Annotated in this window: 21 protein-coding genes; 8 read left to right on the forward strand and 13 right to left on the reverse strand. The window is 71.3% G+C overall.

The genetic code is table 11. The features are described from left to right. The 3 genes from dnaG to rpsU all read right to left on the reverse strand — a co-directional run. Window positions 1–1398: DNA primase (gene dnaG, locus D7V88_RS19740; protein ID WP_244238260.1), on the reverse strand; the 1398-nt coding region annotated here is incomplete at its 3' end. A 224-nt stretch (window positions 1399–1622) separates the two neighbouring features. Next, a complete protein-coding gene (locus D7V88_RS19745) occupies window positions 1623–2081 on the reverse strand; it encodes a GatB/YqeY domain-containing protein (protein ID WP_120542206.1) in 459 nt (152 codons plus the stop codon). Between the two features lie 112 nt (window positions 2082–2193). Continuing rightward, window positions 2194–2388 carry a 30S ribosomal protein S21 gene (gene rpsU / locus D7V88_RS19750; protein WP_014395136.1) on the reverse strand — a complete coding sequence of 65 codons (195 nt, stop codon included), beginning with the start codon at window positions 2386–2388 and terminating at the stop codon, window positions 2194–2196. Between the two features lie 301 nt (window positions 2389–2689). On the opposite strand from rpsU, the gene D7V88_RS19755 reads away from it, so the two are divergent. Further along, window positions 2690–4117, forward strand: coding sequence for a HEAT repeat domain-containing protein (locus D7V88_RS19755; protein ID WP_341870694.1), 1428 nt, complete (start codon window positions 2690–2692; stop codon window positions 4115–4117). 230 nt (window positions 4118–4347) lie between these two features. On the opposite strand, the gene D7V88_RS19760 is transcribed toward D7V88_RS19755, so the two are convergent. Together D7V88_RS19760 and D7V88_RS19765 are read right to left on the reverse strand one after the other, a co-directional pair. After that, entirely contained in the window at window positions 4348–5259 is a 912-nt protein-coding gene (locus D7V88_RS19760; protein ID WP_120538115.1) for a GGDEF domain-containing protein, read from the reverse strand. A 71-nt stretch (window positions 5260–5330) separates the two neighbouring features. Further along, on the reverse strand, window positions 5331–6392 hold the full coding sequence (locus D7V88_RS19765; protein ID WP_120542207.1) for an asparaginase: 1062 nt from the start codon (window positions 6390–6392) through the stop codon (window positions 5331–5333). Window positions 6393–6496: 104 nt separating this feature from the next. On the opposite strand from D7V88_RS19765, the gene D7V88_RS19770 reads away from it, so the two are divergent. Genes D7V88_RS19770 through truD form a run of 3 tightly spaced genes read left to right on the forward strand, consistent with a single transcriptional unit; the run spans window position 6497 to window position 9658 of the window. Next, window positions 6497–7309, forward strand: a complete 813-nt coding sequence (locus D7V88_RS19770; RefSeq protein WP_244238261.1) for a DsbA family protein — start codon at window positions 6497–6499, stop codon at window positions 7307–7309. A gap of 7 nt (window positions 7310–7316) precedes the next feature. Continuing rightward, window positions 7317–8633, forward strand: a complete 1317-nt coding sequence (locus tag D7V88_RS19775; protein WP_120542209.1) for a DUF4388 domain-containing protein — start codon at window positions 7317–7319, stop codon at window positions 8631–8633. Continuing rightward, entirely contained in the window at window positions 8630–9658 is a 1029-nt protein-coding gene (gene truD / locus D7V88_RS19780; protein ID WP_120542210.1) for a tRNA pseudouridine(13) synthase TruD, read from the forward strand. The genes D7V88_RS19775 and truD overlap by 4 nt, the downstream gene beginning before the upstream one ends. A gap of 165 nt (window positions 9659–9823) precedes the next feature. On the opposite strand, the gene D7V88_RS19785 is transcribed toward truD, so the two are convergent. Both D7V88_RS19785 and D7V88_RS19790 read right to left on the reverse strand, forming a co-directional pair. Next, window positions 9824–11254, reverse strand: a complete 1431-nt coding sequence (locus D7V88_RS19785) for an OmpA family protein (RefSeq protein WP_120542211.1) — start codon at window positions 11252–11254, stop codon at window positions 9824–9826. Window positions 11255–11271: 17 nt separating this feature from the next. After that, on the reverse strand, window positions 11272–11586 hold the full coding sequence (locus D7V88_RS19790; RefSeq protein WP_120535840.1) for a DUF4398 domain-containing protein: 315 nt from the start codon (window positions 11584–11586) through the stop codon (window positions 11272–11274). Window positions 11587–11743: 157 nt separating this feature from the next. Here D7V88_RS19790 and D7V88_RS19795 point away from each other — a divergent pair, with 157 nt between their 5' ends. Both D7V88_RS19795 and D7V88_RS19800 read left to right on the forward strand, forming a co-directional pair. Further along, a complete protein-coding gene (locus D7V88_RS19795; protein ID WP_244238263.1) occupies window positions 11744–12730 on the forward strand; it encodes a HEAT repeat domain-containing protein in 987 nt (328 codons plus the stop codon). Continuing rightward, the gene (locus D7V88_RS19800) at window positions 12727–13722 is read left to right on the forward strand and encodes an N-acetylmuramoyl-L-alanine amidase-like domain-containing protein (protein WP_120542212.1); all 996 of its coding nucleotides are present in this window, start codon (window positions 12727–12729) and stop codon (window positions 13720–13722) included. The genes D7V88_RS19795 and D7V88_RS19800 overlap by 4 nt, the downstream gene beginning before the upstream one ends. Before the next feature lie 13 nt (window positions 13723–13735). On the opposite strand, the gene D7V88_RS19805 is transcribed toward D7V88_RS19800, so the two are convergent. Together D7V88_RS19805 and D7V88_RS19810 are read right to left on the reverse strand one after the other, a co-directional pair. Further along, window positions 13736–14149 (reverse strand): putative signal transducing protein, encoded by a 414-nt coding sequence (locus D7V88_RS19805; RefSeq protein ID WP_244238264.1) that lies wholly within the window; start codon window positions 14147–14149, stop codon window positions 13736–13738. Between the two features lie 120 nt (window positions 14150–14269). Further along, entirely contained in the window at window positions 14270–14632 is a 363-nt protein-coding gene (locus tag D7V88_RS19810) for a response regulator (RefSeq protein ID WP_120542214.1), read from the reverse strand. 163 nt (window positions 14633–14795) lie between these two features. Between D7V88_RS19810 and hpf the strand changes: the two genes are divergently transcribed. Together hpf and D7V88_RS19820 are read left to right on the forward strand one after the other, a co-directional pair. Beyond that, the gene (gene hpf, locus D7V88_RS19815) at window positions 14796–15161 is read left to right on the forward strand and encodes a ribosome hibernation-promoting factor, HPF/YfiA family (RefSeq protein ID WP_120535835.1); all 366 of its coding nucleotides are present in this window, start codon (window positions 14796–14798) and stop codon (window positions 15159–15161) included. Between the two features lie 165 nt (window positions 15162–15326). Next, window positions 15327–17420: an MXAN_5187 family protein gene (locus tag D7V88_RS19820; RefSeq protein ID WP_120542215.1), complete on the forward strand. Its 2094-nt coding sequence runs from the start codon at window positions 15327–15329 to the stop codon at window positions 17418–17420. A 109-nt stretch (window positions 17421–17529) separates the two neighbouring features. On the opposite strand, the gene D7V88_RS19825 is transcribed toward D7V88_RS19820, so the two are convergent. From D7V88_RS19825 to D7V88_RS19840, 4 genes are all read right to left on the reverse strand, one after another. Continuing rightward, the gene (locus tag D7V88_RS19825) at window positions 17530–19179 is read right to left on the reverse strand and encodes an ATP-binding protein (RefSeq protein ID WP_120542216.1); all 1650 of its coding nucleotides are present in this window, start codon (window positions 19177–19179) and stop codon (window positions 17530–17532) included. A 97-nt stretch (window positions 19180–19276) separates the two neighbouring features. Next, complete coding sequence (locus D7V88_RS19830) at window positions 19277–20641, reverse strand: ABC transporter substrate-binding protein (protein WP_244238265.1); 1365 nt, start codon at window positions 20639–20641, stop codon at window positions 19277–19279. Beyond that, complete coding sequence (locus D7V88_RS19835; protein ID WP_120542218.1) at window positions 20641–21996, reverse strand: VCBS repeat-containing protein; 1356 nt, start codon at window positions 21994–21996, stop codon at window positions 20641–20643. The genes D7V88_RS19830 and D7V88_RS19835 overlap by 1 nt, the downstream gene beginning before the upstream one ends. Beyond that, a partial coding sequence (locus D7V88_RS19840; RefSeq protein ID WP_244238266.1) for a penicillin-binding protein 1A occupies window positions 21993–24579 on the reverse strand: 2587 nt, incomplete at its 5' end. The genes D7V88_RS19840 and D7V88_RS19835, both read right to left, overlap by 4 nt.

A 24579-nucleotide genomic window follows, 5' to 3' on the forward strand; every position in this document is an offset into this window, starting at 1 on the left:
CTTGGGGACCGGGCGGGGGACGTCCTGGGACCCCATGGGAAAGCCGCCGGGCCCGGCAACGGGCTTGGGCGTAGGGGGCGCCTTGTATTGGAGCGATGTCTCAATCTGCGCCGGCATCCAGCCGAAATGCCCCGCCAGGGCGCTGATGAGCGTGGAGCGCGTCAGGCCCGGGGGCACCTGGGCGGTGACGGGCTTGAGCCGCTCCAGGGCGGCCATCTTCTCCTCGAAGCTTGCCTGCTTGCCCGTGGGCAGCAGGGTGGCGAAGAGGTAGGCGGTGAGGGGCTGAGCGCCCTCCAGCAGCTTCTCCACGCCGTCGGTGCCTTCCCGGCGGGCGAACACGTCCGGGTCGTCTCCCTGCGGCAGCAGCGCCACCCGGGTAGGGGCGCCCGCAGCGAGCAGGGGACCGGCCAGGCGCTCCACGGCGGCGAGCCCCGCCGAGTCCCCGTCCAGCAGCAGCACCAGGTCGCGGGCCTCCGCGCGCTTGAGTCCCTGGAGGTGGCCGGCGGTGAGGTTGGTGGAGCAAAGGGCCACCGCGTGGCGCACGCCCACCTGGTGCAGGCCGATGCAGTCGAAGTAGCCCTCCACGAGCACCGCCGTCTTGCGCTTGTGGATTTCGTCGCGCGCCTGGTCCATGCCGAAGAGCGTCTCGCTCTTGTTGTAGAGCCGGGACTCGCGCGAGTTGAGGTACTTGGGGCCGTCCTCCGCCGCCACCAGCCGCCCGCCGAAGGCGATGGGCCGCCCTTCCGGCGCGCGGATGGGCACCATCAGCCGGCTGCGGAAGAAGTCGATGCAGCCATCGCCGCTGTTGCGCTTCGTGATGAGGCCCGCCTTGAGGCCCCACTCCATCATCCCGTTCTTCTGGAGGCGGTCGGCGAGCAGGCTCCATTCCGCGGGCGCCCAGCCCAGGCCGAAGCTCTGGGCCACTTCGTCGGTGACGCCGCGGCTGGCGAGGTAGGCCCGCGCGGAGCGTCCCCCGTCCTCCCACAGGAGGGAGCGGAAGTGTTCGGCGGCGAAGTCCGTGGCCTCCTTGACCTGCTGGCGCTCCTTGAGGCCCGGGTCCTGCGCGGCCTCCAGGTCGATGCCCACCTCCTGCGCCAGGTCCCTCACCGCGTCCTGGAACGTCTTGCCCAGGTAGCGCTGGATGAAGGACACGGCGTCGCCGCTCGCACGGCAGCCGTGGCAGAAGTAGAAGCGCTTCTCCGGCACCACGTAGAACGAGGGCGTCTTCTCCTGGTGGAACGGGCAGCGGCCCTTGAACTCGCGGCCGGACTTCTTCAGCTCCACGTGGCGGGACACCAGCGTCACGATGTCCACGCGGTCGAGGACCTCCTGGATCTTGTGTTCTGGAATCACGACGCCCTCCCTGCATCCGCATGAGCGCGGCCATCCGCCTGCCATCCTGACGGCAGGCCCTGACACGTCCGACCCAGTGGCTTCCCTGCTTGCCTGCCCTCCTGGGTGGGGGGCGCGGGCGGGGGGAGGACACCGGAAACGGACGACCTTGAGGATCAGCAGTTAGCGGCGAGCGGGCGAGGGATCAAAAAATCCGCTTCAAAGCCCGGTGGATTGGGAGGGCGCCTGGAGGAAATCCTCCGGCGCCCGCTCCCGGGGGCGGCCTTGCTTCAGGACATCTTGGACAACTGGGCCTTCACTTCATCGGAGACGGCCCGGCCTTCCGCGCGCCCCTGGATCTTGGGGTTCACGTTCTTCATGACCGCGCCCATGTCCTTGGGACCCTGGGCTCCGGACTCGGAGATGGCGGCCGTGACGAGGGCGGAGAGCTCCTCGGCGGAAAGCTGCTGGGGCAGGTACTTCTGCAGGACGGCGATCTCCTGCTCTTCCTTCTCCGCAAGCTCGGGGCGGCCTCCGGACTTGAACTGGTCGACGGATTCGCGGCGCTGCTTGATGAGGGTGTTGATGACCTTCTGCACGGCGTCGTCGTCCAGGGCGGAGGCACCCGGCTCGACTTCCTTGTACTTCACGGCGCTCTTGAGCATCCGCAGCACGCTCAGGGTCAGCTCGTTCTTGGACCGCATCGCGTCCTTCAGGTCCGCGTCGATGCGCTCTTTCAGGGTGGCCATGTCGGGACTCCTCACAGGCGGCGAAGGGGTTCGCCAAGCCAAGGGGATGGGACGGCAAGAGCCAGGGCACCTGACATCTCAGGGGCGCCCCGGCTCCTCTACTGCGGGCCTGCTAGTACGACTTGCGGGCCTTCTTCACAGCGCGCTTCTTGGCGGCGAGGGCCTTCTTCTTCCGCTTCACGGAAGGCTTCTCGTAGTGCTCGCGCTTGCGGATCTCGGAAAGGATTCCGGCCTTCTCGGTGGCCTTCTTGAAGCGCTTGAGGGCGCTCTCGATGGATTCACCTTCCTTCACTCGAATACCGGGCATGCAGTCACCTCCTTCCGCCTAGCTGGATGCGATCTGAAAATTTTCAAAGGGCCGGGGGTATGGCGCAGCAGGGCGCAAAAGGCAAGGAGACCCGCACGGAAAGGATGGGGGCGGGGTGCGCTACAGTGCCCACCGCGTGCGTTGCCTCCTTCTCCTGGTGCTCCTGCTGGCAGCCAGTCCCTCCCGGGCAGGGACGGTGGCTTCCGAGTGCTGGTCCTCCTGTCGTCGTCATGTCACCGACCCGTCCCTGCGGGCCCGGACCTGTCCCGTGTGCGTCACCGGCGGGCGGGTGGACAGTTGGGTGGCTGGACTGGGGGCCGGCGGTCAGGAGGCCCAGGTCGCCCTGGCCTCCGCGCTCAAGGACCCCAGTTGGCGGGTGCGCTGGGCGGCGGTCCGCGCCGGGGCCCGGAGCCGGGGGCTGACGGACCGGCGCGCCCTGGCGGACTGGATCACGGACACCCCTCCAGACGCGGACCTGGGGCCGTGCCTCACCGCCGTGCGTGCCGCGGCCGACGCCGGGAAGTCCACGGCGGACTTCCTCCATGACGCCGGTGCGCGGGGGCCTTCCGCCGCCGCGCGGGTGTGGGAGCGCAAGGAGAGCATCCGGCAGGTGCTCCTCCTGGAGATGTTCGCGCAGGAGCCCTCGGTGCGGATGCCCGCCCTGCTGCACCTGGCCACGTTCCAGGGCCGCTCGGCGACGCGGGTGGTGCTGGACGCGGTCGCGTCGCGGCCCGTGGCGGGGGATGAGGTCATGGCCTCGCTCCTGTTCGCCGTCGCCGAGCGGCAGCGGGTGTCCGTGGGCCGGCTGCTGCTCCTGGAGGCGAAGCCCCCGGACGAGGCGGCCGTCAACCGGCTCTTCGCCGTGTACTCGCGTGAAATCGACGCGCTTCGGCCAGATCTAGGCTCGGGCGATGCGCAGCGGCGGCGCACGGCGGCGGCGGGCCTGCGCCGCTACGGTCCCCTGGCGAGCCGCGAGTTGGAGGGGGCCCTGGGCGACGGGGATGCCCGCGTGCGCGAGCATGCCGCGCGGGGACTGGCGGAAGCCGGCGGCAAACCCCTTCGCGAGGTCTCGCTCCAGGGCGTGAAGGCGGCCGAGACGGCGGAGGCCGCCCGGCCGTGGCTGGAGGCGATGGCCCATGAGAAGGGGTGCGCGGCCTTCCTCAAGGATGTGGCGGACGGACGCAACGCGCGGACACCGGAGATCCAGGGCGAGGCGGTGGCGGTGATGGGGGACTGCACGGAAGGCGGGAGCCCCATGCGCCGTCTGATCCCCTACGCATCCTCGAAGGTGTCGTCGGTGCGTGCGGGGGCGGTGCGTGCGCTGGGAGCACTGCCCCGCAACCCGGACGCGTTGGAACTGGCGGCGACGGCGCTGGAGGACGGGGACCCGGAGGTGGTGGCCGCCGCGCTGGACGTGCTGGCCACGTACCGGCAGCCGTCGCGCGGGGATGACGCCGCGGGCCTGCTGGGGTCGGATCATCCGGCGGTGCGGGCGGCGGCGGCACGCGCGCTGGAGTTCGTGGGCCGCGCTCCGCACGTGCGGGTGCTGGCCGAGCGCCTGCTCACGGATCCGGTGGCGGAGGTGCGCGTCGCCGCGGCGCGGACGCTGTCGGTGCTGGGCGGGCCGCAGGCGGTGGCGGCGTTGAGCGAAGCGGCGGCACGGGACGCGGATTCACACGTGAAGCACGTGTCGCAGGACGGGCTGCGCCGGCTGGGGTTCGGTCGCTGAGTTCGGGCGGGCTGAGCGGCGAAGCCTGGGGCTCGCCGGGCAGCGTGGGCTGGGCTTCGGTCGCTGACACCCGGCACGGCTCGGGCACGAAGCCGTTCCTGGACCGGTCCGTCGGGGCGGGTCTTTACTGCGTAAAGACCGAGCCGAGATGCAGGGCCGCGACGGAACTCACGGGGCCACGTTCCTCGCCACCGTGAGGCCCGTTGCTCCGGGCCTCATCGTGGATCCACTCACGCGCCGCTGACGGCCTTGGCGTCCACGCGGTTCCGGCCCGCGTGCTTGGCGCGGTAGAGGTACTTGTCCGCGGCGGAGATGAGGTCCTCCGGCTGGGAGAAGTCCGAATCCAGCAGCGTCGCCACGCCCAGGCTGATGGTCACCTTGATGGGCGTGCCGCTGAAGATGAAGTCGGCGCGGTCCACCGCCACGCGGCAGCGCTCCGCGCACGCCAGGGCCGCGTCCTCGGCGGACTCGCGCAGCATCAGCGCGAACTCTTCTCCGCCGTAGCGCGCGAGCAGGTCCTCGGTGCGCACCGTGTCCGCCACCCGCTGCGCGATGCGCGTCAGCACGAAGTCTCCGGCCGGGTGGCCGTACACGTCGTTGATGCGCTTGAAGTGATCCACGTCGAAGAGCACCAGCGACAGCGGCACGCGGTGGCGCAGGCAGTACGCGAACTCCTTGCGCACCGTCTCCATGAAGTACTTCTTGTTGTAGACGCGGGTGAGGCCGTCGCGCGTGGCGGACTCGTAGATGCTGCGCTGGTACTGCTCCTCCAGCGCGTCCTGGATGCTGAACTTCAGCACCGTGTTGGAGCCGATCTGGATCTTGTCGCCGTCGTACAGCGGCGCCGCGCTCACCTTCAGGCCGTTCAGGTACGTGCCGTTGGTGCTGCCCAGGTCCACCAGTTGGAAGCGGCCATCACCGATGGCGACCACCTTGGCGTGCTTCCGGGAGATGCCGTCGTCCTCCACCTGGAACTGGGCCTCGGAGCTTCGGCCCAGCACCACTTCCGAGCGGTCCAGCTTGAACATCCGCCCGATGCCGGCGGCGGACTTCGCGCTGATGACGATCAGGTACGCGCTCTGCTGCTGGGCACTGCCCAGCAGGTCCGAAATGGAATGGACGGAAGTTTTCTCCTCGGACATCGCGCCTCCCATCTTACGGGCCGCCTTTTCACGGCGGCAAGCACACCCACACGCCTTTCACGCACCCGGTGTCAGCCGACCCGCCCCACCCGGGCTGGCCGGCGCCGTTTCTTGACGGGCCTGGGAACTGTCGGACGCCCGACGGACAGCTCTCCGGCCACCGGCGTCCGCAGGAAGCGCGCCAGGGCCTGGCCCCCCCGGGGGTGCTCGGCCAGCCCCTGCATCAGCTTCACCAGCGCCGCCGACGGGGTCATGTCCGCACCGCCCACCGCGCCCTGCTCCAGGGCCATGGCCCCGGACTCATAGAGCGTGAGGTCCACCCCGTTGCGGTAGGCCTGGCTCACCACCAGCACCGGGATGCCCCGCTCCCGGGCCTCCACGAAGAGCGGCTGGAAGGAGCGCCCCAGCTCCTTCGCCATCGGCACGTTGCCCGCCCCGTACGCCTCCAGCACCAGCCCCTTCACGTGGGGCAGCAGTTGCAGGGGCAGGGCGGGATCCAACCCCGGGTACACCTTCAGGAGGAAGACGCGCGGATCCAGCTCCGCGTGCAGCCGGAAGGGGCCCTTCGCCTTCAGGCCCTCCTCGAAGGTCGCGTCCACGCCCAGGGTGCCCAGCACGGGGAAGTTGGGGCTCTCGAAGGCGTCGTACTCGGCCACCTTCACCTTGCGCGTGCGGTTGCCCCGGTACAGGTGCGAATCGAAGCAGATGGTGACCTCGCGCGGCCCCTGGATGGCGGAGAGCACCGCGTCGATGAGGTTGAGCCGCGCATCCGAGCGGATCTCCCCCAGCGGCCGCTGCGAACCCGTCAGCACCACGGGGCAGGGCGGGTTGCGCAACATGAAGGACAGCGCACTGGCCGTATAGGCGAGCGTATCCGTGCCATGGGTCACCACCGCCCCGTCGAAGTCAGGTAGCCGACGGTGGAGGTGGGCGGCCATCCGGCTCCAGAGCTCGGGCTGCATCTCGGAGCTGTCGAGGTTGGAGAACAGCTCCAGCTCGATGTCCGCGAGCTGGAACAGCTCCGGGACGCGCTTGCGGAGGGTCTGGAAGAAGGCCGCTGGACGCAGGGCGGAGGGGCGGCCGCCGGCCATTCCGAGCGTGCCTCCGGTGTGCAGCATCAGGACTCTGGGCATGGTTGGGAGGGCTCCCTGCCAAAGGCCGCCTTGCTTTACAAGCCCTGCGCGCGTGGCTAAGACCCGCGGCCGTGCTCCTCTCTTGTTGGAAGCGTTTTTCTCCCGTGCTGGCCGCGGTGACCCTGCTGGGCGCCGGCTGTACCAAGAGCGCTGAAATCCCGGCCGCCAGGCGCGAGCTGGCCACGGTGTTCAGCGACGAGTTCTGCTACTGCGGCTGTCCCCATGCGCTGGGCGCGTGCCTCAAGCAGCACACGGGCTGCAAGCACGCCAAGCGGATGGCGCGGCTGTCCGCCCGCATGGTGTCCGAAGGCGGACCCGCCAGCGAGGTCATCGTCGCGCTCTCCAAGTACTACGGCTCCTTCCGCGAGCCCCGCGCGCCGCTCAAGGTGGATCCGCGCATGTGCCAGGGCGACGCCAACGCGCCCGTGACGGTGACGGAGTTCTCCGACTTCGAGTGCCCCTTCTGCGGCAAGGCCCGTCCCATCCTGGAGGGCTTCGCGAAGAAGCACCCCACCGAGGTACGCTTCTGCTACCTGCCGTTCCCGCTCTCCATCCACGCCAACGCCATCCCCGCCGCGCAGGCGGTGCTGTGGGCGCGGGACCAGGGCAAGTTCTGGCAGATGCACGACGCGCTCTTCGGCCAGCAGGAGAACCTCAAGAAGGAGGCGCTGCCCGCGCTGGCGAAGTCGGTGGGCCTGGACGGGGACAAGCTGGCCGCCGTGCTGAAGACGGAGAAGTACAAGGACGAGATCGACGGCTTCCTCGCGCAGGGGCGCATGGCGGCCATCAACGCCACCCCGTCGGTCTTCTTCAACGGGCGGGCGTACGACCTGGGCTTCCAGGAAGGGCTGCTCGAGCACAGCATGGAGGACGAAGTGGAGTGGCGCGCGAACAACAACGCGTGGGCCGCCGACTGACACCGGGATGAGCCAACGCTTCCGCATCGATGGCGCCGCGCAGTTGGTCCCCGAGGACCGCACCGGCATCCCCGCGCTCGCGGGACGCTCGGGCACGTACGCGCTGATGCCCACGGCGCCCGACCTGCTCGTCTTCTCGCGTCAGCCGCCGGAAGGGGGCTCCATCCCCACGCCCCGCGTGGTGCTGGCGGGCGACGCGGGGGGCTTCCCGCTGTCGGACCTCATCGCGTTCCTGAGCCAGTCGCGCTGGAGCGGCGTCGTCCGCGTGCACACGCCGGGTGGCGAGCGCTCGCTGATGATCCGCGAGGGCGAGGTGCGTGGCGCCGCGTCCGAGGAGCCTTCTGACCGGCTGGGTGAGGTGCTGGTTCGGCTGGGCTACGTGGACCGTGCCCAGGTGGAGGCGGTGCTGCGCGAGCAGTCGCCGTCGAAGATTGGCCGGGCGCTGGTGGAGAAGGGCCTGCTCCAGGCGCACGACCTGTTCAAGTGCGTCACCCACCAGGTGAGCGAAATCTTCCACGCCATCGTGCTGTGCCGCGAGGGGGCGTTCTTCCTCATCGACCAGCCCCTGGATGAGAAGACGGGACACTCCATCCAACTGTCCACGCAGAGCCTGCTGATGGACAGCATCCGGAAGATCGACGAGCTGGCGCACTTCCGCAAGCGCATCCCCCACGGCCGCATGTACGTGGCGCGCAAGCGCCCGTCCGACGGCAAGCTGGAGGAGGACGAGGACCGGGTGCTGGCGATGTTGGACGGACGTCGCACGGTGCTGGAGCTGGGGCACGCGGCGCGGCTGTCCGAGTTCGACGTCACCAAGGTCGTCTTCCGGCTGCTGGAAGGCGGGTTCGCCGGGCTGTCGGACAAGCCCGTGGGCGCCCCCGTCGCCGCGCCCCCGGAGAAGGCGGCTGCGCAGCGTGCCCGTCCCGTGGCGCGCACCGTGGCGCCGGTGGATGCCCGCCCGGTGGCGCGCGTCTTCAACTTCATCTTCCGGGAGATCCGCGACGAGGTGTCCCGGCAGGGCATGGACCCCGCGTTCATCGCCGCGGCCAACGCGGCGCTCTCCGGACAGGCCCTGTCGTCATCGCCGGTGCTGGAGGGGCTCGCGTTCGCGGCGGACGGCAGCCTCCCTGAGGGCCGGCTGATGGAGTCCTTCGAGAAGCACCGCGCCCAACTGGGCAGTGAGCCCCTGGCCTCGTTCCGTCAGGCGCTGAGCGATGTGATGTTCTTCCTGCTGTTCCAGGCGGGTGAGTTGCTGGAATCGCGCGCGGATGAGGACCTGGCCCGGCGCGTGAAGGAACTCCTGGCCACACTCGAGGCTCCGTGACGGACGCTGGTTCTGGTTTTCCCCGGCTGACGGCCGACGTGCCCGGATGTGGGGGCGCCTTCAAGCTCACGCCCGACGACTTCGAGGTGGAGGAGCTGCCCGCGTACCTGCCGTCTGGCGAGGGCACGCACCTGTACCTCTGGGTGGAGAAGCGCGGCCGGGACACGCGCGAAGTGGTGCGCGCGCTGGCCGCCGCGATGGGCGTGCGCGAGGACGACATCGGCGTGGCGGGGATGAAGGACCGGCAGGCCGTGACGCGGCAGTGGCTGTCCGTGCCCGCGATCGCCGAGCCGCGCCTTGGGGAGTTCTCGCTCGACGGGGTGAGCGTCCTGGAGTCGAAGCGGCACGGCAACAAGCTGCGCACCGGGCACCTGAAGGGAAACCGCTTCCGGCTGCGGCTGCGCGGCATCCGAGACGTGGGCGCGGCGCGTGAGACCTTCGCCCGGCTGTCCGCGCAGGGCGTGCCCAACTACTTCGGTGAGCAGCGCTTTGGCCGGGCCGGGGACAACGCGGACCTGGGCCGGCTCCTGCTCCTGGGCCAGCGCCTGCCGAAGCGGCCGGATCGCTTCCAGCGCAAGCTGTACCTGTCCGCCTTCCAGTCCCGCCTCTTCAACCAGGCGCTGGTGCAGCGGCTGGAGGCGGGGACGTTCGCCACGGCGCTCCTGGGCGACGTGCTGCGCAAGGAGGAGACGGGCGGCCTCTTCGTGTGCGAGGCGCCGGAGGTGGACAACCCCCGCGTCGCCGCGTTCGAGGTGAGCCCGGCGGGACCGATGTTCGGCCCGAAGATGACCGCCTCGCGGGGCGAGGTGGCGGAGCTCGAGGCGAAGCTGCTCGTCGAAGCGGCCGTCACGCCGAGCGACTTCGTGCGCGGTGGGGATGAGACGGAAGGCACGCGCCGCCCGTACCGCGTGCGGCTGGGCGCGCCGGACCTCACGGTGGACGGCGAGGACGCGGTGCTCACGTTCGAATTGCCGCGCGGTTCCTACGCCACCGAAGTGCTGCACGAACTGCTCAAGGACGGCTGACGTCAGCACGGCCGGGCTGCCCGTCTGGAGGCGCTGCTGCTCCAGGACGGTGGCCGTTCGCTTCGTCATGCCTGAAACGACCACGCCTCCCAGGGCGTGAAGCCCGGGGAGGCGCGGGGTGCTCCGGTTCCCGCTCCGTCATGGCGGAGCGGGGTGGGGCGGGCGTTACTGCCGGACGACGTTGAACTCCGTGCGGCGGTTGAGCGCGCGTCCGGCCTTGGTGGTGTTCGGCGCCACCGGCTGGGCCTCACCGAAGCCCACGGCCTCCAGACGACCCGGGTCGATGCCCCGCTTCAGCAACTGGGCCAGCACCGCGTCGGCGCGCTTCTGCGACAGCTTCAGGTTGGACGTGTCGTTGCCCATCGAGTCGGTGTGTCCCTCGATGCGCACCTTGCGGATCCACGACGCGTCCTTCAGCGCCTGCGCCACGTCGTCCAGGATGGTCGTGCTCTGCTTGCCGATGATCTTCGCGGAGCCGGACCCGAAGAGGATCTGCTTCTTGATCTCGATCCGGTCCTTCTTGACGATGACCATCTTGTACTGCTTGGCGCAGCCACGCTCCTCCTTCACGCCCGGGTCGTCGGGGCACACGTCCAGCCGGTCCACGATGCCGTCGCCGTCCTTGTCCGGATCCGGGCAGCCGCCGTTCTCCTGGGGCCCCGACTCCAGCGGGCACCGGTCCTGCGCGTCCGGGACGCCGTCGCTGTCGTTGTCCAGGTCCGGGCAGCCGTCCTCGTCCTGGAAGCCGTCCTTGTCCTCCGGCTCGTCCGGGCACTTGTCCTTGTCGTCGTTGATGCCGTCCCCGTCCTTGTCGACGATGGGGCAGCCCAGGTTCTGCAGCGGGCCGGGCTCGTTGGGGCACTTGTCCGTGCCGTCCACGATGCCGTCCAGGTCGTTGTCCAGCTCCGGGCAGCCGTCCTCGTCCTGGAAGCCGTCCTTGTCCTCGGGCTGGTCCGGGCACTTGTCCACGTTGTCCAGGACGCCGTCGCCGTCCTTGTCCTTCGGGGCCTCCGCCGGGCAGCCGTTGTTCTCCGCCACGCCGGGGATGAGCGGGCACTTGTCCTGAACGTCCAGCACGCCGTCGCCGTCGTTGTCCGTGTCAGGGCAGCCGTCCTGGTCCTGGAAGCCGTCCACGTCCTCGGCCTGGTCGGGGCAGGGGTCGTCCTTGTCGAGCACGCCGTCGCCGTCGCCGTCCGTCTCCTCGATGCTCACCACCACCTGCTGCTGGGGCTGTTGCGGCTGCTGCGGCTGGTCGGGCTGCTGCGGCTGAGGCGTCTCCGGGCGGTCGCGCACCAGCACCTGGCGCGGGGCGCAGTTCTTCGACAGCTCCAGGGCGCGCTTCACGGCGCCGTCGGCGGTGCGCACGTGCTGGGCGGCCCGGGTGCTGTTGCCCTGGCTCAGTTCGCCTCGGGCGAAGTCGAGGTTGGCTTCAGCGGCGGCCAGTTCGGCGGGCGCGCAGCGCAGGGCACCGCCCCGGCGGGCGCGCTCCACGTCGGCGGTGAGGACCTCCGTGTCAGCGCGGATCTTGTTGCCGCTGACACAGGCGGTGGTGGCCAACAGCAGGGTGAGCAGCGCGGACTGGGACAGACGCTTCATCGGGGAGCGCTCGGGCGTCACGGGTTCTGGGGCCGACCCTGGGAGTCAGCGTTGGCGGCGGACATGGCCTTCTCGCGCGCCTCGTTGGCGAAGCGGGAGGCCTTCACCGCGAAGTCCACGCCGGCCTGGTAGTCCGAATAGCCGACCTCCTCGCGGGCCTTCTGGAGGTAGAGGTTGGCGGCGGTCCACTCGTACGGAGCTTCCTTCTCCGCGCCGGCCGTGCGCGCGGCCTGGATCTGCACCTCCGCGTCGAGGATGTTGGACGTCGATTTCACGGGGCCACATGCGGTCAGCACGCCCGCAACCGCCATCAAGAGCGACTGCTTCGTCATCACATGGGCCTCGGTCATCCAGAGGGAAGGGGACTTGAGTCGGTCGTATCAATCGCCCTCGGGGGGGTCAAGAATCGGGCGGTTGGCGTGAAGCAGGGAGCCGGGCGGAGGGGGGGACTTTGACGGCAGGCGCCGCGCTTGCCATCGTTCCGCCCCCGTGCGTTCCCCGTCCGCGTCGCTGCTCCTCCTCGTGGTCCTGTTTCCCCTGGTCGGCCTCGCCGCCGGTTCCGCGTCCGCGTCCAAGCGGGCCCAGAGCCGCGCGGAGGCGGACGCCGTGCTCACCCAGGTGTCCCAGGGAGGTCCCGTGCCGGCCGCCGCGTCGCGCCTGCGCTACCTGCGCGAGGAGTCCTACGCGGCCGAGCAGATTGGCCCCATCCTCCGCAACACCTTCGAGGAGCGCACCCGCCGAAACCTCGTCTCGCTCCTGGCCTCGCTCGGCGCGCGCCAGGGCGAATCCACGCTCGCGAGGCTCGCCGGGGATGGCGACAGCACCGTGCGCATGTACGCGGCGCAGGGGCTGGCGAAGCTGGGCAGCCGCAACACGTCCGCTGTCCTCCCGCTCCTGAACGACAAGAGCGCCGGTGTGCGCCGCGAGGCCGCGAGGGCCCTGGGCGCGTCGCGCAACGCCAAGATGGGCAAGCCGCTGATGGCGGCCGCCAGGGAGGAGAAGGACCTGGAGGTGCGCGCGGCGCTGCTGGAGGCTGCAGGCACGTCCGGTGACGCGAAGCAGAAGGCAGGGCTCAAGGCGTACCTGGACAGCGATTCGGAGAGCACGCGCTTCGCCGCGGCCCGGGGGCTGTGCCGGTTGGGGGCTCCGGAGGGCTTCGCCTTCGCGCAGAAGCTGCTGGGCAGCCCGGACAAGTTCGTGCGCCGCCAGGGCCTCGCGCTCTTCGAGGGCGTGCCGGCCAAGAAGGCCAGCCCCGTGTTGTCGCCGCTCCTGAAGGACGCGGACCGCACCCTCGCCGCCTCCTCCGCGCGGATGCTGCACCAGGGCGGGGATGCGGGTGCCCTGGACTGGCTGGTGCTGGCGTCCTGGAACGCGAAGGGCGAGGAGAAGCTCACCTACGAGAAGGAGTTGGAGACGCTCCAGCTCGCGGACGACCGGCGCAAGGCCATCCTGCGCAAGGCCGGGGTGGCGCCGTGACTTTCGCTGGCGTGTGCGCGCTCGCGCTGCTGGCCCAGGTCCCGCCTCCCGCCGCTTCCCCGACTCCGGCTGCGCCCGTGCCTCCGGCGCGCGCGGTGCCGGCGTCGCTCAGTGCTCCGGCGCATCCCCTGGCCCCCTCGCTGCCGGCGCCCGTGCGGGAGAACGGCTGGAAGCCGCTGACGCCGGAGCAGCGCGCGGCCCTCATCGCGGATCAGGCCCAGACGCCGCTCGCCGAACGGTTGCTGGGCATGAGCGAGCGCTTCCTCAACACCCCCTATGTCCTCTCCCCTCTGGGTGAGGGCCAGGGCGTGGATCCCGACCCCACCTTCCGCCTGGACGCGGTGGACTGCCTCACCTTCGTGGAGGAGACGCTGGCCCTGGGCATGGCGCAGGGCGAGCCGGAGGTGCCGGCGCTGCTGGAGCGCATTCGCTACGCGAGCACTCCCTCTTACGAGGACCGCAACCACCTGATGGAAGCGCAGTGGCTGCCCAACAACATCAAGAAGGGCCTGCTGGTGGACGTGACGCGGCGCTACGCGAAGGACGACGCCATCGCCGTCACCAAGACGCTCACCGCGCACACGTGGCAGTCCAGGTCGTCCCAGGCGCTCCAACTGCCGCGCGAGCGCCAGCCCGTGGGCACCTTCGGCCTCACCATGATTCCGTTGGACAAGGTGCTCACGCACGCGCGCGACGTGGCGTCCGGCACCATCCTCGTCGTGCTGCGCGAGGACCTGCCGCTCAAGGCCACGCGCATCACCCACCTGGGCTTCGTGGTGCAGAAGAAGAAGCGCACGTACCTGCGCCATGCGTCCCGGGGTGGCTACAACCGCGTGGTGGACGAGGACCTGGAGACGTTCCTCGCCCGCAACGCGCGCTACGACAAGTGGAAGGTGACGGGCGTGAGCCTCTTCGAGGCCCGGCGTCCGCCTCCCACGCTCGTCGCGCAGCCCGCTCCGGCCGCGGGCAGCGCGGCCGTTGGCGCTCCGTGACCCACGCCCTCGGCTAGAAGGCGGGGGGCGCGGCGTGCTCCTGGGCGCGTTCCAGCTCGCCCTCGCGCTCTTCTTCCTCGGCGGCGCGTCCGGCTTCGTCCGCCGTGGCCAGCCCCTGGATCTTCACCTGCTCCATGAGAGCGGCGGCCCGCGCCTGGTCCTTGTCCGGGACGAGGAACTCCCACCAGGGCAGCAGGTTGCCGGTGGTCAGCTCGTCCACCACACCCGAGCGTCCGGGACGCACGATGGTCGGGATGCGCCGTTCGTTCAGCACGTCCTCGAATATCTGCGCCGTCACCGGGTCCTCCGCGATGCCCGCCTTCACGAACCGGTGCTGATCCAGCTCATGGGGAAGGGGCAGCCCCCGGTCCCGCATCTCGTCCGACGAGACGAGCGGTGGGTGGGTGGGGCAATCCGTGCAGTTCACGACACTGTCCTGAAACTCCGAGCCACACCGTGAGCAGTACCTCATGAGGCCCTCCTGGGCGATGGCTGGAATGTTAGGAACGCTTCGCGTGGATGGCAGGCGGCTCCCTGTGCGAATTTCTCAGTGCTTCGCCTCTTCGCCCAGCTTGCACACCATCTTGCTGAGCCCCTCCACGTCGATGGGCTTGCGCATCACGACGTCGCAGTACCCGGCGCCGTCCACCTGCGCGTAGCCGGACACGAGCACGACGCGGGCTTTGGGTTCGCGCTCCTTCACCTGTTGGGCCAGCTCCGTGCCGTTCATGCCCGGCAGGGACTCGTCCGTCACCACGACGTCGGGGTGGGTCTCCTCGAAGGCCCGGAGGCCCGACACGCCGTCCGCGGCGGTGGTGACGTCGAAGTCGTCCTCCAGGAGCTCCGCCAGGAGTTCACGGCTGTCACCGTCATCCTCGACCAGCAAGACCTTGATCCGATCGCCATCCATGCGCCTAGAGCAACCCGGTGGGCGGGGATATTCATTCGTCCGGGCCGTCCCGTGCGCGTCGACGGTCGGCTGGCTGCTTCGGGGGAGGGCAGGCGGGAAGGCTTGCGAAAACCCCTCACGGAAGTGCCGGGGACTGCCCATGTTTGTTCCCGGAGGTGAATCCATGAAGGTGTTGTTGCGTGGAGTGCATCTGAAGCTGTCGGACAACCTCAAGGCGTACACGGATGAGCACCTGGTCGCTCACATCGAGCGGTTCGCCGAGGACGAAGCGTCGGAGATCGACATCGCGCTCGTGGACATCAACGGACCCAACAAGGGAGGCGTGGACAAGGAGTGCCGGGTGACGGTGCGCATGCCCGGGATGGAGGCGGTGCACGTGACGGAGACGGCGGAGACGCTGTTCCAGGCCATCGACGCAACGCGTGACCGGTTGGAGAAGACCATCAAACGCGCGGTGGAGCGGCGTCGCAGTGTGGCGACGAATGGCCTGCCGTACGACCTCAACGCGGACGCGGCAAGCAACCTCTAGCCGTCCGGTTTCGTCGAGCGTTCGGTGTTGAGTAGAGGAAGGGCCCGGGAATTCCGGATGCCAGCCAGGCATCCGGCCCCCGGGTTCCTTCGGGCCAGTTCCTTGCTGGGGTCGGAAGGTGGACGCTATAAGCGGATCCCCTCACCCTTGGGCTAAAGGACGGCGATGGTCCGCCTCAAGTTCCTGCTGTTCGCACTCCTGGTCCTCGGACTGGGCCTGGCTCACCTCCCGACGCTGTCGGCGCCTCAGCGTGCGCGCGCGGTGGAAGGCGCTGGGCTCCAGGCCGCCTCGGGCGCCAGTGAAGTGTCGCGTCGCGTGGATGCGCGTCGCTCCGAGATCCAATCCCTGGCGCTGAAGCTGGCCGCCAGCCCCGACATGGCCGCCGCCGTGCACGCCCTGCGACCCGCCCCCGTGGCGAAGTCGCCGCGCGACCGCAACGCCGCGAAGGACGCGGAGGAGGCGGGTCCGCTTTCGCCGCTGACGGCCGAGCGCTTCGGGGCCCTGCGCGCCGTCGCGGAAGCGGCGCTGCCCAAGGAGTTGCAGGGCGCCGTGGTGGCGGTGGTGGCCGGTGACGCGAGCTTCCATGCGCGCGCCGGGGCCGAGCCGTCCTCCGACGCCGCGGCCATGGATGTCCCGGCGCTCGCGAAGGCGGGCACGTCCGTGGTGGACGCCTTCGGGGCCCCGCATGTCTTCGCGTCCGTGCCGCTCGTGTGGACCGGCACGGAGGCCCAGACTCCCGCGCTGACGCTGGTGGTGGGTGCGCCGCTGGTGGCGGACACCGCGCTGCAGGGCGCGCTGGACGCGTCGGGCGTGGCCGCGCTGGGGCTCGTGCAGGGTGACAAGGTGGTGGGCGGTGTCGGGGCGGAGAAGGCGCGGCTGGATGGCGCGCTGCCCCGGCTCTCCGCGGGGGCGAAGGACACAGTGCTGGAGACCGGGTCGCTCCAGGCGCTGGGCCCGGTGCAACTGCCGGTGTTCACGAACGGCGATGCGATGGGCGGACAGGCCCCGTTGTTCGTGGGGGCCCGCCGGGCGCTGGAAGGCACGCCGTACGAAGTGGTGGCCATCGCGGGCACGGCGGCGGCGCTGGCCCCGCTGGCCGCGTATCAGCACACCGCGCTGCTGGGGCTCGCGGGGCTCCTCCTGCTGAGCCTCGTGTGGACGGCGCTGATGGGCGGGGGACGCCGCGCGTCTTCCGACGAGGCCGCCGCGACGGGCAATGGGGACACGCTGGGGTGGTCGGCGGCGATGGCCGCGCAGACCACGCCGTCCGCTGCGCCGGCCGCCGTGGTGCCTGCTCCCGCCGCTCCCGCGCCGCTGGCGGATCCGTTCGGGGCGCCGATGTCCGCGGAGCCGGTGTCGAATCCGTTCGGTGCGGCCATGCCGTCGGAGCCGGTGTCGAATCCGTTCGCTTCGGCGGCCCCGCCGCCCGTGAGTCCTGCGGCGGATCTGTTTGGCGGCGCGGACGCGTTCCCGTTCCCGTCGTCGCCTTCGGATCCGTTCGCGATGCCGCCGGCGGATCCGTTCGCGATGCCGCCCCCGGCCGCCGCGCCCCTTCCGCTGGCGAATCCGTACGGCGCGCCGCCTCCGGTGGCGGCGTCCGCGCCGCTGGCGGATCCGTTCGCGGGGGTGGAGTCGTTCCCGTTCCCGTCGCCGCCCTCGGCCTACCCGCCGCCCGCGGCGGAGCCGTTCACGCCGCCTCCGGCGTACGCGCATGGGGCGCCGATGCCCTTCGAGCATGCGGCTCCGTCGAACGAGCCCATCGCGCAGGCGGCCCCTCGCCACGGTGCGTTCGCCTTCGAGGACCAGCCCACGGCGGCGTATTCGCTCCAGCAGGCGGCCAATCCGTTCGCGCTGGCGGCGGCGCAGTCGCCGGATGACGCCAATCCGGAGACGACGCGCGTGGCGGCGATTCCCCGCGAGCTGCTCCAGGCGAGCACCCGGCCCACGTCCGAAGCCATCCCGATGCCTCCCCCGCGCAACAGCGGGCTCCAGGCGATTCCGCTGCCGGGAGCGAGCAACACGGCCGCCGCGGCGGCGCTGTCGGAGGAGCAGCACTTCCAGGACGTCTTCCGTGAGTTCGTCACCACGCGCGAGCGCTGCGGCGAACTGGCGGACGGCCTGACGTACGACAAGTTCGTGCAGAAGCTGCGCAAGAACAAGGAGCAGCTCGTCACGAAGTACGCGTGCAAGACGGTGCGCTTCCAGGTCTACGTGAAGGAGGGCAAGGCCGCCCTCAAGGCCACGCCCGTCAAGGACTGACGTCCGGCGGTCGTCTCGTGTCGTGCCCGAAGGCCCGGAACCTCCTCGCGAGGTGCCGGGCCTTCGCGTTGCGGGCGCGAGGTCTCGTCCCGGTGGGCCCGTCCGGCGTTCAGCTCGCGCGCGGGAGCACGACGCTGAAGCGGGCACCCTGGCCCGGCTCTCCGCCCACTTCCAGCCGGCCGCCGTGCTCCTGGAGGATGCGCGCGGCGATGGCCAGCCCCAGGCCGGTGCCACCGTCCTTGGTGGTGAAGTAGGGCTCGAAGATGCGGGCGCGGTGTTCCGCGGGGATGCCGGGACCGTCGTCCTCCACCTCGATGACGGCGTCCGCGTCGGTGCCCTTCACGCGCACGCGCAGCGAGCCTCCCTTGCCCGTCATCGCCTCCTCGGCGTTCTTCACCAGGTTGACGAGCACCTGCGTGAGCTGGTCCCGGTCCGCGCGGGCCACCACGCCCGTCTGGAGCGCGGGCAGCAACTGGATGCCTTCCGGAGGGGCGGCGTAGAGCGCGAGCACGCCCTGGGCCAGCTCTCCCAGGTCCACCGGGGCGAGCTGGGGCTTGGGCAGGCGCGCGAAGCGGCTGAACTCGTCCACGATGCGCCTGAGGCGCTCCACCTCCTCCAGGATGACGCCCGCGCTCTCCTTGAAGAGGTGGGGGAAGCTGGGGTGGCGGGCTTCGTGCGCGGCCAGCAGCGTCTCCAGCGACATGCGGATGGGGGTGAGCGGGTTCTTGATTTCGTGCGCCAGCCGTCGCGCCACTTCCTGCCAGGCGGCGATGCGCTCGGTGGCCATCAGCCGTTCGGTGGTGGCCTTCAATTCGGACGTCATGTGGTTGAACGTCCGGACCAGTTCGCCCACCTCACCGGAGGCCCGCGCCGCGACCTGGACGTCCAGCGCGCCCTCGGCCACGCGGCGGGCGCCGGAGGTGAGCGCCTCCACCGGCCGCGTCATCCACCGGGACACCAGCAGTCCCAGCAGCGCCGCGAAGGCGAGGCCCAGGCCCGCGAGCAGGAGGAACGCGCGCATGACGCCTTCTTCCGCCTCCCGCGCTGCGGCCCGGCTGAAGGTCAGGCGCACCGAGGCCGCGTTGCCCAGGGGCAGCACGCGCGCCACGGTGGGCGGGTTCGCGCTGCCCGCGTGTGCCACCGTCGCTTCGCCGGACAGGAGCGTCACGTCCGCCTGGGTGAGGCGCGCCAGGTGCTGCGCGAGGCCATCGTCCAGCACCACGCCGCCCACGGCCCAGAGGCGCACGTCGCCGTAGTCCACGGGCCTCGCGGTGACGAGCGCGGGCACCTGCCGCAGGCCCGCGTTGCCTCGCACGTCCACGCGCACCGGCACGGGCCGGGGGGACTTCTCCTTCGTCACCTCGAAGAGCACGGCGTCCGGGTCGCCGCGCCGGGCGGGCAGGTGTCCGGAGGACAGCACCGTGCCATTGCGGTCGAACAGCGTGAGCACCGTGAGGCCCCGGCTCTTCATGAGCCCTTCGGCGGTGCCGGCCTGGATGGCGCGCATGGGACGGTCGCGGGCTTCGCGCACCAGGTCCTCCATCGCGGGGCTCTCCACCAGCTCCTCCACGGCGCGGCGCGCGTTGGAGGCGGAGCGCTCCAGGGACTCCTGCGCGGAGGCGGTGGCGGCCGTCATGCGCGCGTCCAGTTCGCGCGACAGCGTGTCACGCAGGCGCGTCAGCGTCAGGGGCACCACTACCGCCAGGGGCACCAGCGCCAGCAGGGCGAAGGCGAGCGCGAGCCGGGTCCTCAGGCGCATGCGGTGGCTTCCTTCGCGGTGTCACGGCTCACGGTCGATGCTTGCCTACGGGCATCGTGGCGGACACTCGCGACAGGTCCCTTCGCCCCGGCACGCCTCACTGGCGACCCCCACCACCGGAAGCCTCGATGGGCGACAACCACGCGCCCTCCAGTACGGGCAGGCCCTGCGCATCCAGCACCAGGCCCGACACCTCGGGGGCCGCGCGCAGTCCCAGCCCCTGGGCGTACAGCGGGATGAGGGGCACCGAAGGCGCCAGCGCCAGTGCCCGCTCGCGACCGCGTGCATCCCGGGCGCCTGCATCCGCGAGCGCCCCGATGGGCGGCAGCTCCACCCCGAGCAGATCGCGCCGACCGCCTGCCTCCAACACCACGGCCAGAGCGGGGCCGGGAATGGGCGGCAGCAGCAGGGCGCTCAGCATCAACTCGAAGTCGCCCCGGGCCTGACGTCCCCGGAGGGCCGAGCGCGACTGCGGCTCCAGCGCGACGGTGTAGCCCTGCTCGTGCAACTTCACCTGGATGCGCTCGGCCACCGCTCGCTGATCCGCGAGCGCCGCGTCATAAGCGAGCGTCACCTTGCGCGTCGTGCCCATGGGGGGCGCCGCGGGCCTGGCCCTGGGGCCCTGGGGCAAGAGCGCGGGGGGCAAAAGGTTCGGCATGGGCACCGCGGGCCCCTTCACGAACAGCCGCGTGAGGTCGTCGCGGTCGATGGCGCTCTCGAAGGCCTGTCGGAAGTCCGTGGGCACCTTCCGGGGCGAATACGCCAGGTACGTCGCGTACAGCGCCGCGCCCGTGAGGGTGTCGTTGTCCGGGGGCGTGCCCAGCTCCACCTGCACCTGTCGCGCGGACCACAGCCGCGTCAGGCCCCGCTCGTCCGTGGCGGTGAGCGCCAGACGGTCCAGGTACGGCCGACCTTCCGGCCACGCGGGCTGCGCCTCCAGCACGCCCCTGCCCGCCGCGCTGAAGGGCCCCGACGCCGGAGCCGGCGGTGGGGCGAGCGCGGGATGGCAGAGCGAGCGCTCCAGGTCCGGCCACGGGAAGGCGAGTGCCAGCTCCAGCGTGGGGCCCGAGGACGTCACCTGACGGCCTTCGCCCCGCAGCGGGTACAGCAGCGCGCGGTACGGTGACGGTGCGTCGGGCGACGACAGCCGCGTCCATGCCCGTGCCACGGCGGTGGCGCTGGCGGAGGAGGGCAGCGCGACCCGGAGGGCCTGGGGCACCGGGCGCGTCAGCTCTCGCGCCAGTGTCGGGTGGAGGCGTCCGTCGGAGTCCACGCGGCACACGGGGCGCGTCAGCAGCCCCAGGAGCGCGGCCTCCATCGGGGTGTCGGCGAGGGCGGGCTCTCCAATCTCGGGCGGTCCCGCGTGGGCCGCGCGCAGCTCCCCTCCGTAGCGGGGACGACTGGCCGCGAGCGTCGGGGCGGAGGCGAGGAGGACGAGGCCCGCGAGGGCGGAGCGGATCATCACGGTGCACCCTGGCGCAGGAGGAACAACTCGCTCGTGCCGTCTGGCTTCCACGAGCCCACGACGACCTCCCGGCGCTTGTCGCCATCCAGGTCCGCTGTCACCACGAACAGCGCGCGGCCCGGTGGAAGGGTCCCCTGCCACAGCGGCTCATGCGCCATGGGCGCATCGGGCGTCAGCGACAAGACGCGCAGCGCATCCGGTGAGGGCTGGAGCAGCGGCGAGGTGGTGATCAGCTCCGGAGCTCCATCCCCATCCAGGTCTCCGAGCGCGCTGCCCACCCCCAGTCCCGACAGTCGCGAGGGCGCGGACGCGGGCCTCGCATAGAGCGACGCCGTGCCGTCCGCGTGGACGAACAGCATGCGCGGGGACGCGAAGCTCGCGGCGCCGAACGGCGCGGGCACCGTGATGGCGCGCCCATCCGCGAGCCGGACCTCAGGAGCGAACACCGTCTGCCCGGGCACGAACGTCCCTCGCTCCAGGGTCCCCAGCGGCGCCGCGTCCAGCGCTCCCGCGGCGCGCAGCGTCCCCTTCGCCTTGTCCAGCGTGAGCACCTCACCCTTCGCGTACCGGGTGCTCCACGCGGCCAGTCGCGGAGGCCCCGTGAGCACCGCCAGCGCTCCGAAGGGCTCCCGCGTCGTCGCCGTCGCGGGCGCGCCTTCCAGCTCCCGCCGGGCCAGCAGCCGTCCATCCGCGGCGAACACGAACACCTCGCGCGCGGTGAGCGCGGCCACCTCGTCGCGACCGTCGCCGTCCAGGTCGCCCGTGGCCAGCGCGGCCAGCGGTGTCTCCAGCCGGGCGAACACCGCGCCCAGCAACCGCACCGGACGCTTCTGCTGCGGCCCGGGGCCCGGCGTCCCGTTGTTGGAAGGCGTCCCCACCGAGGCCAGGGCGAGCACTGCGGCATCCGCCTCCACGCCCTCGGCCACGGCGGCGGCGGGCTTCGGCGGCCGCGTGGGCGTGCGACCGGACCAGAAGTTCACCCACGTGCCCAGCACGTCGCCCCGTGCCACCAGCTCGCCGCCCTCCACGTCCAGCGTGAGCCGCACCAGCGAGCGGGCACCCTGTTCGCGGGCGGTGGCCTCGGCGCGCTCGGGAGGCACCTCCAGCACCACGGGCCCCAACTGCTGGGCCGCGAGCCGGGAGGCCAGCAGCGTCCCGAAGGCGCGGCGCAATTCCGCGGAGCTTCCGGACAGGGACACCGCGACGGGTGCTTCGGCGGGCGCGGCGCGGATCGCCTCCGCCACGGCCACGGCCAGGCGCGCCGTGGCGGGGGGATCGCCTTCCGCCGCGAAGGCCCCGGAGGGCAGGGCGGAGGCGAGCACCAGGAACAGGGACAGGAGGAAGCGACTCACAGGCCCTTCTTGCCACCTTCCTCGATGAAGAAGTTGTCCGGCGTCACCTGTCCGGGCGGCGGGGCCTCGGCGGTGGGCTGGGTGCCTTCCAGGAAGGGCTCCAGGCGGCCCGGAACCGAGCTGCCCGCGAGCAGCCCCGTGGCCGGGTCGATGCGCACCTGCGTGACGCCCGGAGGCACCTCGAAGTCGCGCGCGGGCAGGCCCTCCTCCGCCACGCGCATGAAGTTGAGCCAGATGGGCAGCGCGGCCCGGCCGCCCGTCTCGCTGCTGCCCAGGGGCGAGTTGTCATCGAAGCCCACCCACGCGCTGGCCACCCAGTCCATCGTGTAGCCGGAGAACCACGTGTCCTTGGACTCGTTGGTGGTGCCCGTCTTGCCCGCGGCCGGCCGGTTCAGCTCGCGCACCGCCCGCGCCGTGCCCTCCTCCACCACGCTGCGCATGAGCGACGTCGCCAGGTACGCCACCGCCGGGGGCAGTGTCTCCTCGAAGGCGGGCTGGTGCTCCTCCAGGATGGTGCCGTTCGCGTCGCGCACGCGCAGCAGTTGCAGCGGCTCCGCGTAGCGCCCGTTGGCCTGGAGCGTGGCGTACGCGTTGACGGCCTCCAGCATCGTCACCTCGCCGGTGCCCAGCGCCAGCGTGAGGTTCTCCGGCAGCGCGGAGCGGATGCCCGCCCGCCGCGCGAAGTCGATGGCGGTCGCCGGGGTGATGGCCTCGATGAGCCGCACGGACACCGTGTTCTTCGACTTGGTGAGCGCCGTGCGCATCGACATGGGGCCTTCGAACTGGCCGTCGAAGTTCTTCGGCTTCCACGCCTTGCCCGTGTACGGGTCGCGGATGGTCTCCGGCGCGTCGTTCACCGTGGACAGCGGCGTGAAGCGGCCAGAAGCCAGCGCGGCGGCGTAGATGAAGGGCTTGAAGGACGAGCCCGGCTGGCGCTTGGCCTGCGTGGCGCGGTTGAACGACGAGCGCTCCGCGTCGTAGCCGCCCACCATCGCCACCACGTTGCGGTTGGCCGGGTTGATGACCACGAGCCCACCCTGCACCAGCGGCACCTGATCCAACGTGGCCTCCACGAAGGCCGGCGCGGGCGGCGCCTTGAGCACGCGCACGAACACCAGCTCCCCGGGTGTGAGCACGTCCGCGATGCCCTTGGGCGCCTTCTTGCCCTTCTGTCGCGCCCACCCGACGGACGCGAAGGACACCTCCGCGGTGCGGCCCACCAGGTCCACGCGGGCCACGTCGCGCTTGGGGTCCACCTCCGTGACGTAGCCGGTGAGGCGCAGGCCCTCCTCCATCGGCTTGAGCAGGACGCGTCCGGCGCGCTCGCGCTCCGGGGACTGGGGCGCTTCTTCTTCCTCGACCTCGGCGGCCAGCTCCGGCGGGGCCTGCTCCTCCGCTCCGTCGACCTCCGGCACGGTCGGTTTCACCTGCGGCGTGGGCGCGGCGGCGGGGGCCTGGACGAGCGGCGCCAGGTCCGCGACATAGCCCTGGTCCTTCTGACGGCGCCCGGCCTCGTCGATGCGCTGGGCGATGAGCGCGCGGTAGCGGGCCCACGTGGCTTCATCCAGCTTGCCCGGAGCGCCCCGGTAGCCCTGGCGCCGGTCCACTGCCTCCAGGCCCTCGCGCACGGCCTTCTCCGCGACGGACTGGAGCCGGGGCACGAGCGCGATGTCCACGCGCAGGCCGCCCTCCATCACCTTCTTCTCGCCGTAGCGCTCCACGAGCGTGCGGCGGATCTCCTCCGCGTAGTAGGCGCCTGCGGGGGGCGCCTTGCGCGGCGCGAGCACGATGGGCTTCTCCTTCTCCGCGTCCACCACCGCGCGCGCCACGAAGCCCTGGCCGGCCATCTGCTCCAGCACGTAGCGCTGGCGCTGCTTGGCGCGAGTGATGTTCGTCACCGGGTTGATGCGGTGGGGCTGCTGCACGGTGCCCGCGAGCACGGCGGCCTCGCCCACGGACAGGTCCTTCGCGTGCTTGCCGAAGTAGAAGAGCGCGGCCTCCTCCAGCCCGTAGCGGCGCTGCCCGAAGTACACGCCGTTGATGTAGAGGTTGAGGATCTGATCCTTGGTGAGGGCTTGCTCCAGGCGCGGCGTGAGGATCCACTCGCGAATCTTGCGGCCCAGGCTGCGTTCGGGCGTGAGCAGCATGTTCTTCACGACCTGCTGCGTGAGCGTGGACGCGCCGGACTTGCGGCTGCCGGGGATGAGGTTCTTCACGCCCGCGCGCAGGATGCCGAAGGGGTCCAGGCCCTCGTGCTTGTAGAAGTCCGCGTCCTCGGCGGCCAGGAAGGCGTTGCGCACGTGGACCGGCAGGTCCTCGATGCGGATGAGCGTGCGGCGCTCCAGCGCGAACTCCGCGCACAGGGTGCCGTCCGCGCACGTCACCTTCGTCACCTGCGGCGGCAGGTAGACGCGCAGCGACTCCACCGAGGGCAGGTCGCGGCTGTAATAGGCGTACGTGGCCACGCCCAGGGCGACGAGCAGCACGAGCCCCACGACGCCCAGCACCATCAGCCGCTTCGTCCAGCGCCACAGCGTGGCGCCGAAGCCGCGCCTCGGGGGCGGCGGTCCCCCGGTCGGGGAC

It is taken from the genome of Corallococcus terminator (assembly GCF_003611635.1).
GTDB lineage: Bacteria > Myxococcota > Myxococcia > Myxococcales > Myxococcaceae > Corallococcus > Corallococcus terminator.

What these genes read in the sequence shown, in the direction of transcription:
- hpf (WP_120535835.1), top strand. Translation starts at nt 14,796, where the DNA reads ATGAAGGTGTTGTTGCGTGGAGTGCATCTGAAGCTGTCGGACAACCTC.
- D7V88_RS19760 (WP_120538115.1), bottom strand. Translation starts at nt 5,259, where the DNA reads ATGTCCGAGGAGAAAACTTCCGTCCATTCCATTTCGGACCTGCTGGGC.
- D7V88_RS19745 (WP_120542206.1), bottom strand. Translation starts at nt 2,081, where the DNA reads ATGGCCACCCTGAAAGAGCGCATCGACGCGGACCTGAAGGACGCGATG.
- D7V88_RS19790 (WP_120535840.1), bottom strand. Translation starts at nt 11,586, where the DNA reads ATGACGAAGCAGTCGCTCTTGATGGCGGTTGCGGGCGTGCTGACCGCA.
- D7V88_RS19810 (WP_120542214.1), bottom strand. Translation starts at nt 14,632, where the DNA reads ATGGATGGCGATCGGATCAAGGTCTTGCTGGTCGAGGATGACGGTGAC.
- D7V88_RS19830 (WP_244238265.1), bottom strand. Translation starts at nt 20,641, where the DNA reads ATGATCCGCTCCGCCCTCGCGGGCCTCGTCCTCCTCGCCTCCGCCCCG.
- D7V88_RS19765 (WP_120542207.1), bottom strand. Translation starts at nt 6,392, where the DNA reads ATGCCCAGAGTCCTGATGCTGCACACCGGAGGCACGCTCGGAATGGCC.
- D7V88_RS19785 (WP_120542211.1), bottom strand. Translation starts at nt 11,254, where the DNA reads ATGAAGCGTCTGTCCCAGTCCGCGCTGCTCACCCTGCTGTTGGCCACC.
- D7V88_RS19775 (WP_120542209.1), top strand. Translation starts at nt 7,317, where the DNA reads ATGAGCCAACGCTTCCGCATCGATGGCGCCGCGCAGTTGGTCCCCGAG.
- D7V88_RS19820 (WP_120542215.1), top strand. Translation starts at nt 15,327, where the DNA reads ATGGTCCGCCTCAAGTTCCTGCTGTTCGCACTCCTGGTCCTCGGACTG.
- rpsU (WP_014395136.1), bottom strand. Translation starts at nt 2,388, where the DNA reads ATGCCCGGTATTCGAGTGAAGGAAGGTGAATCCATCGAGAGCGCCCTC.
- D7V88_RS19825 (WP_120542216.1), bottom strand. Translation starts at nt 19,179, where the DNA reads ATGCGCCTGAGGACCCGGCTCGCGCTCGCCTTCGCCCTGCTGGCGCTG.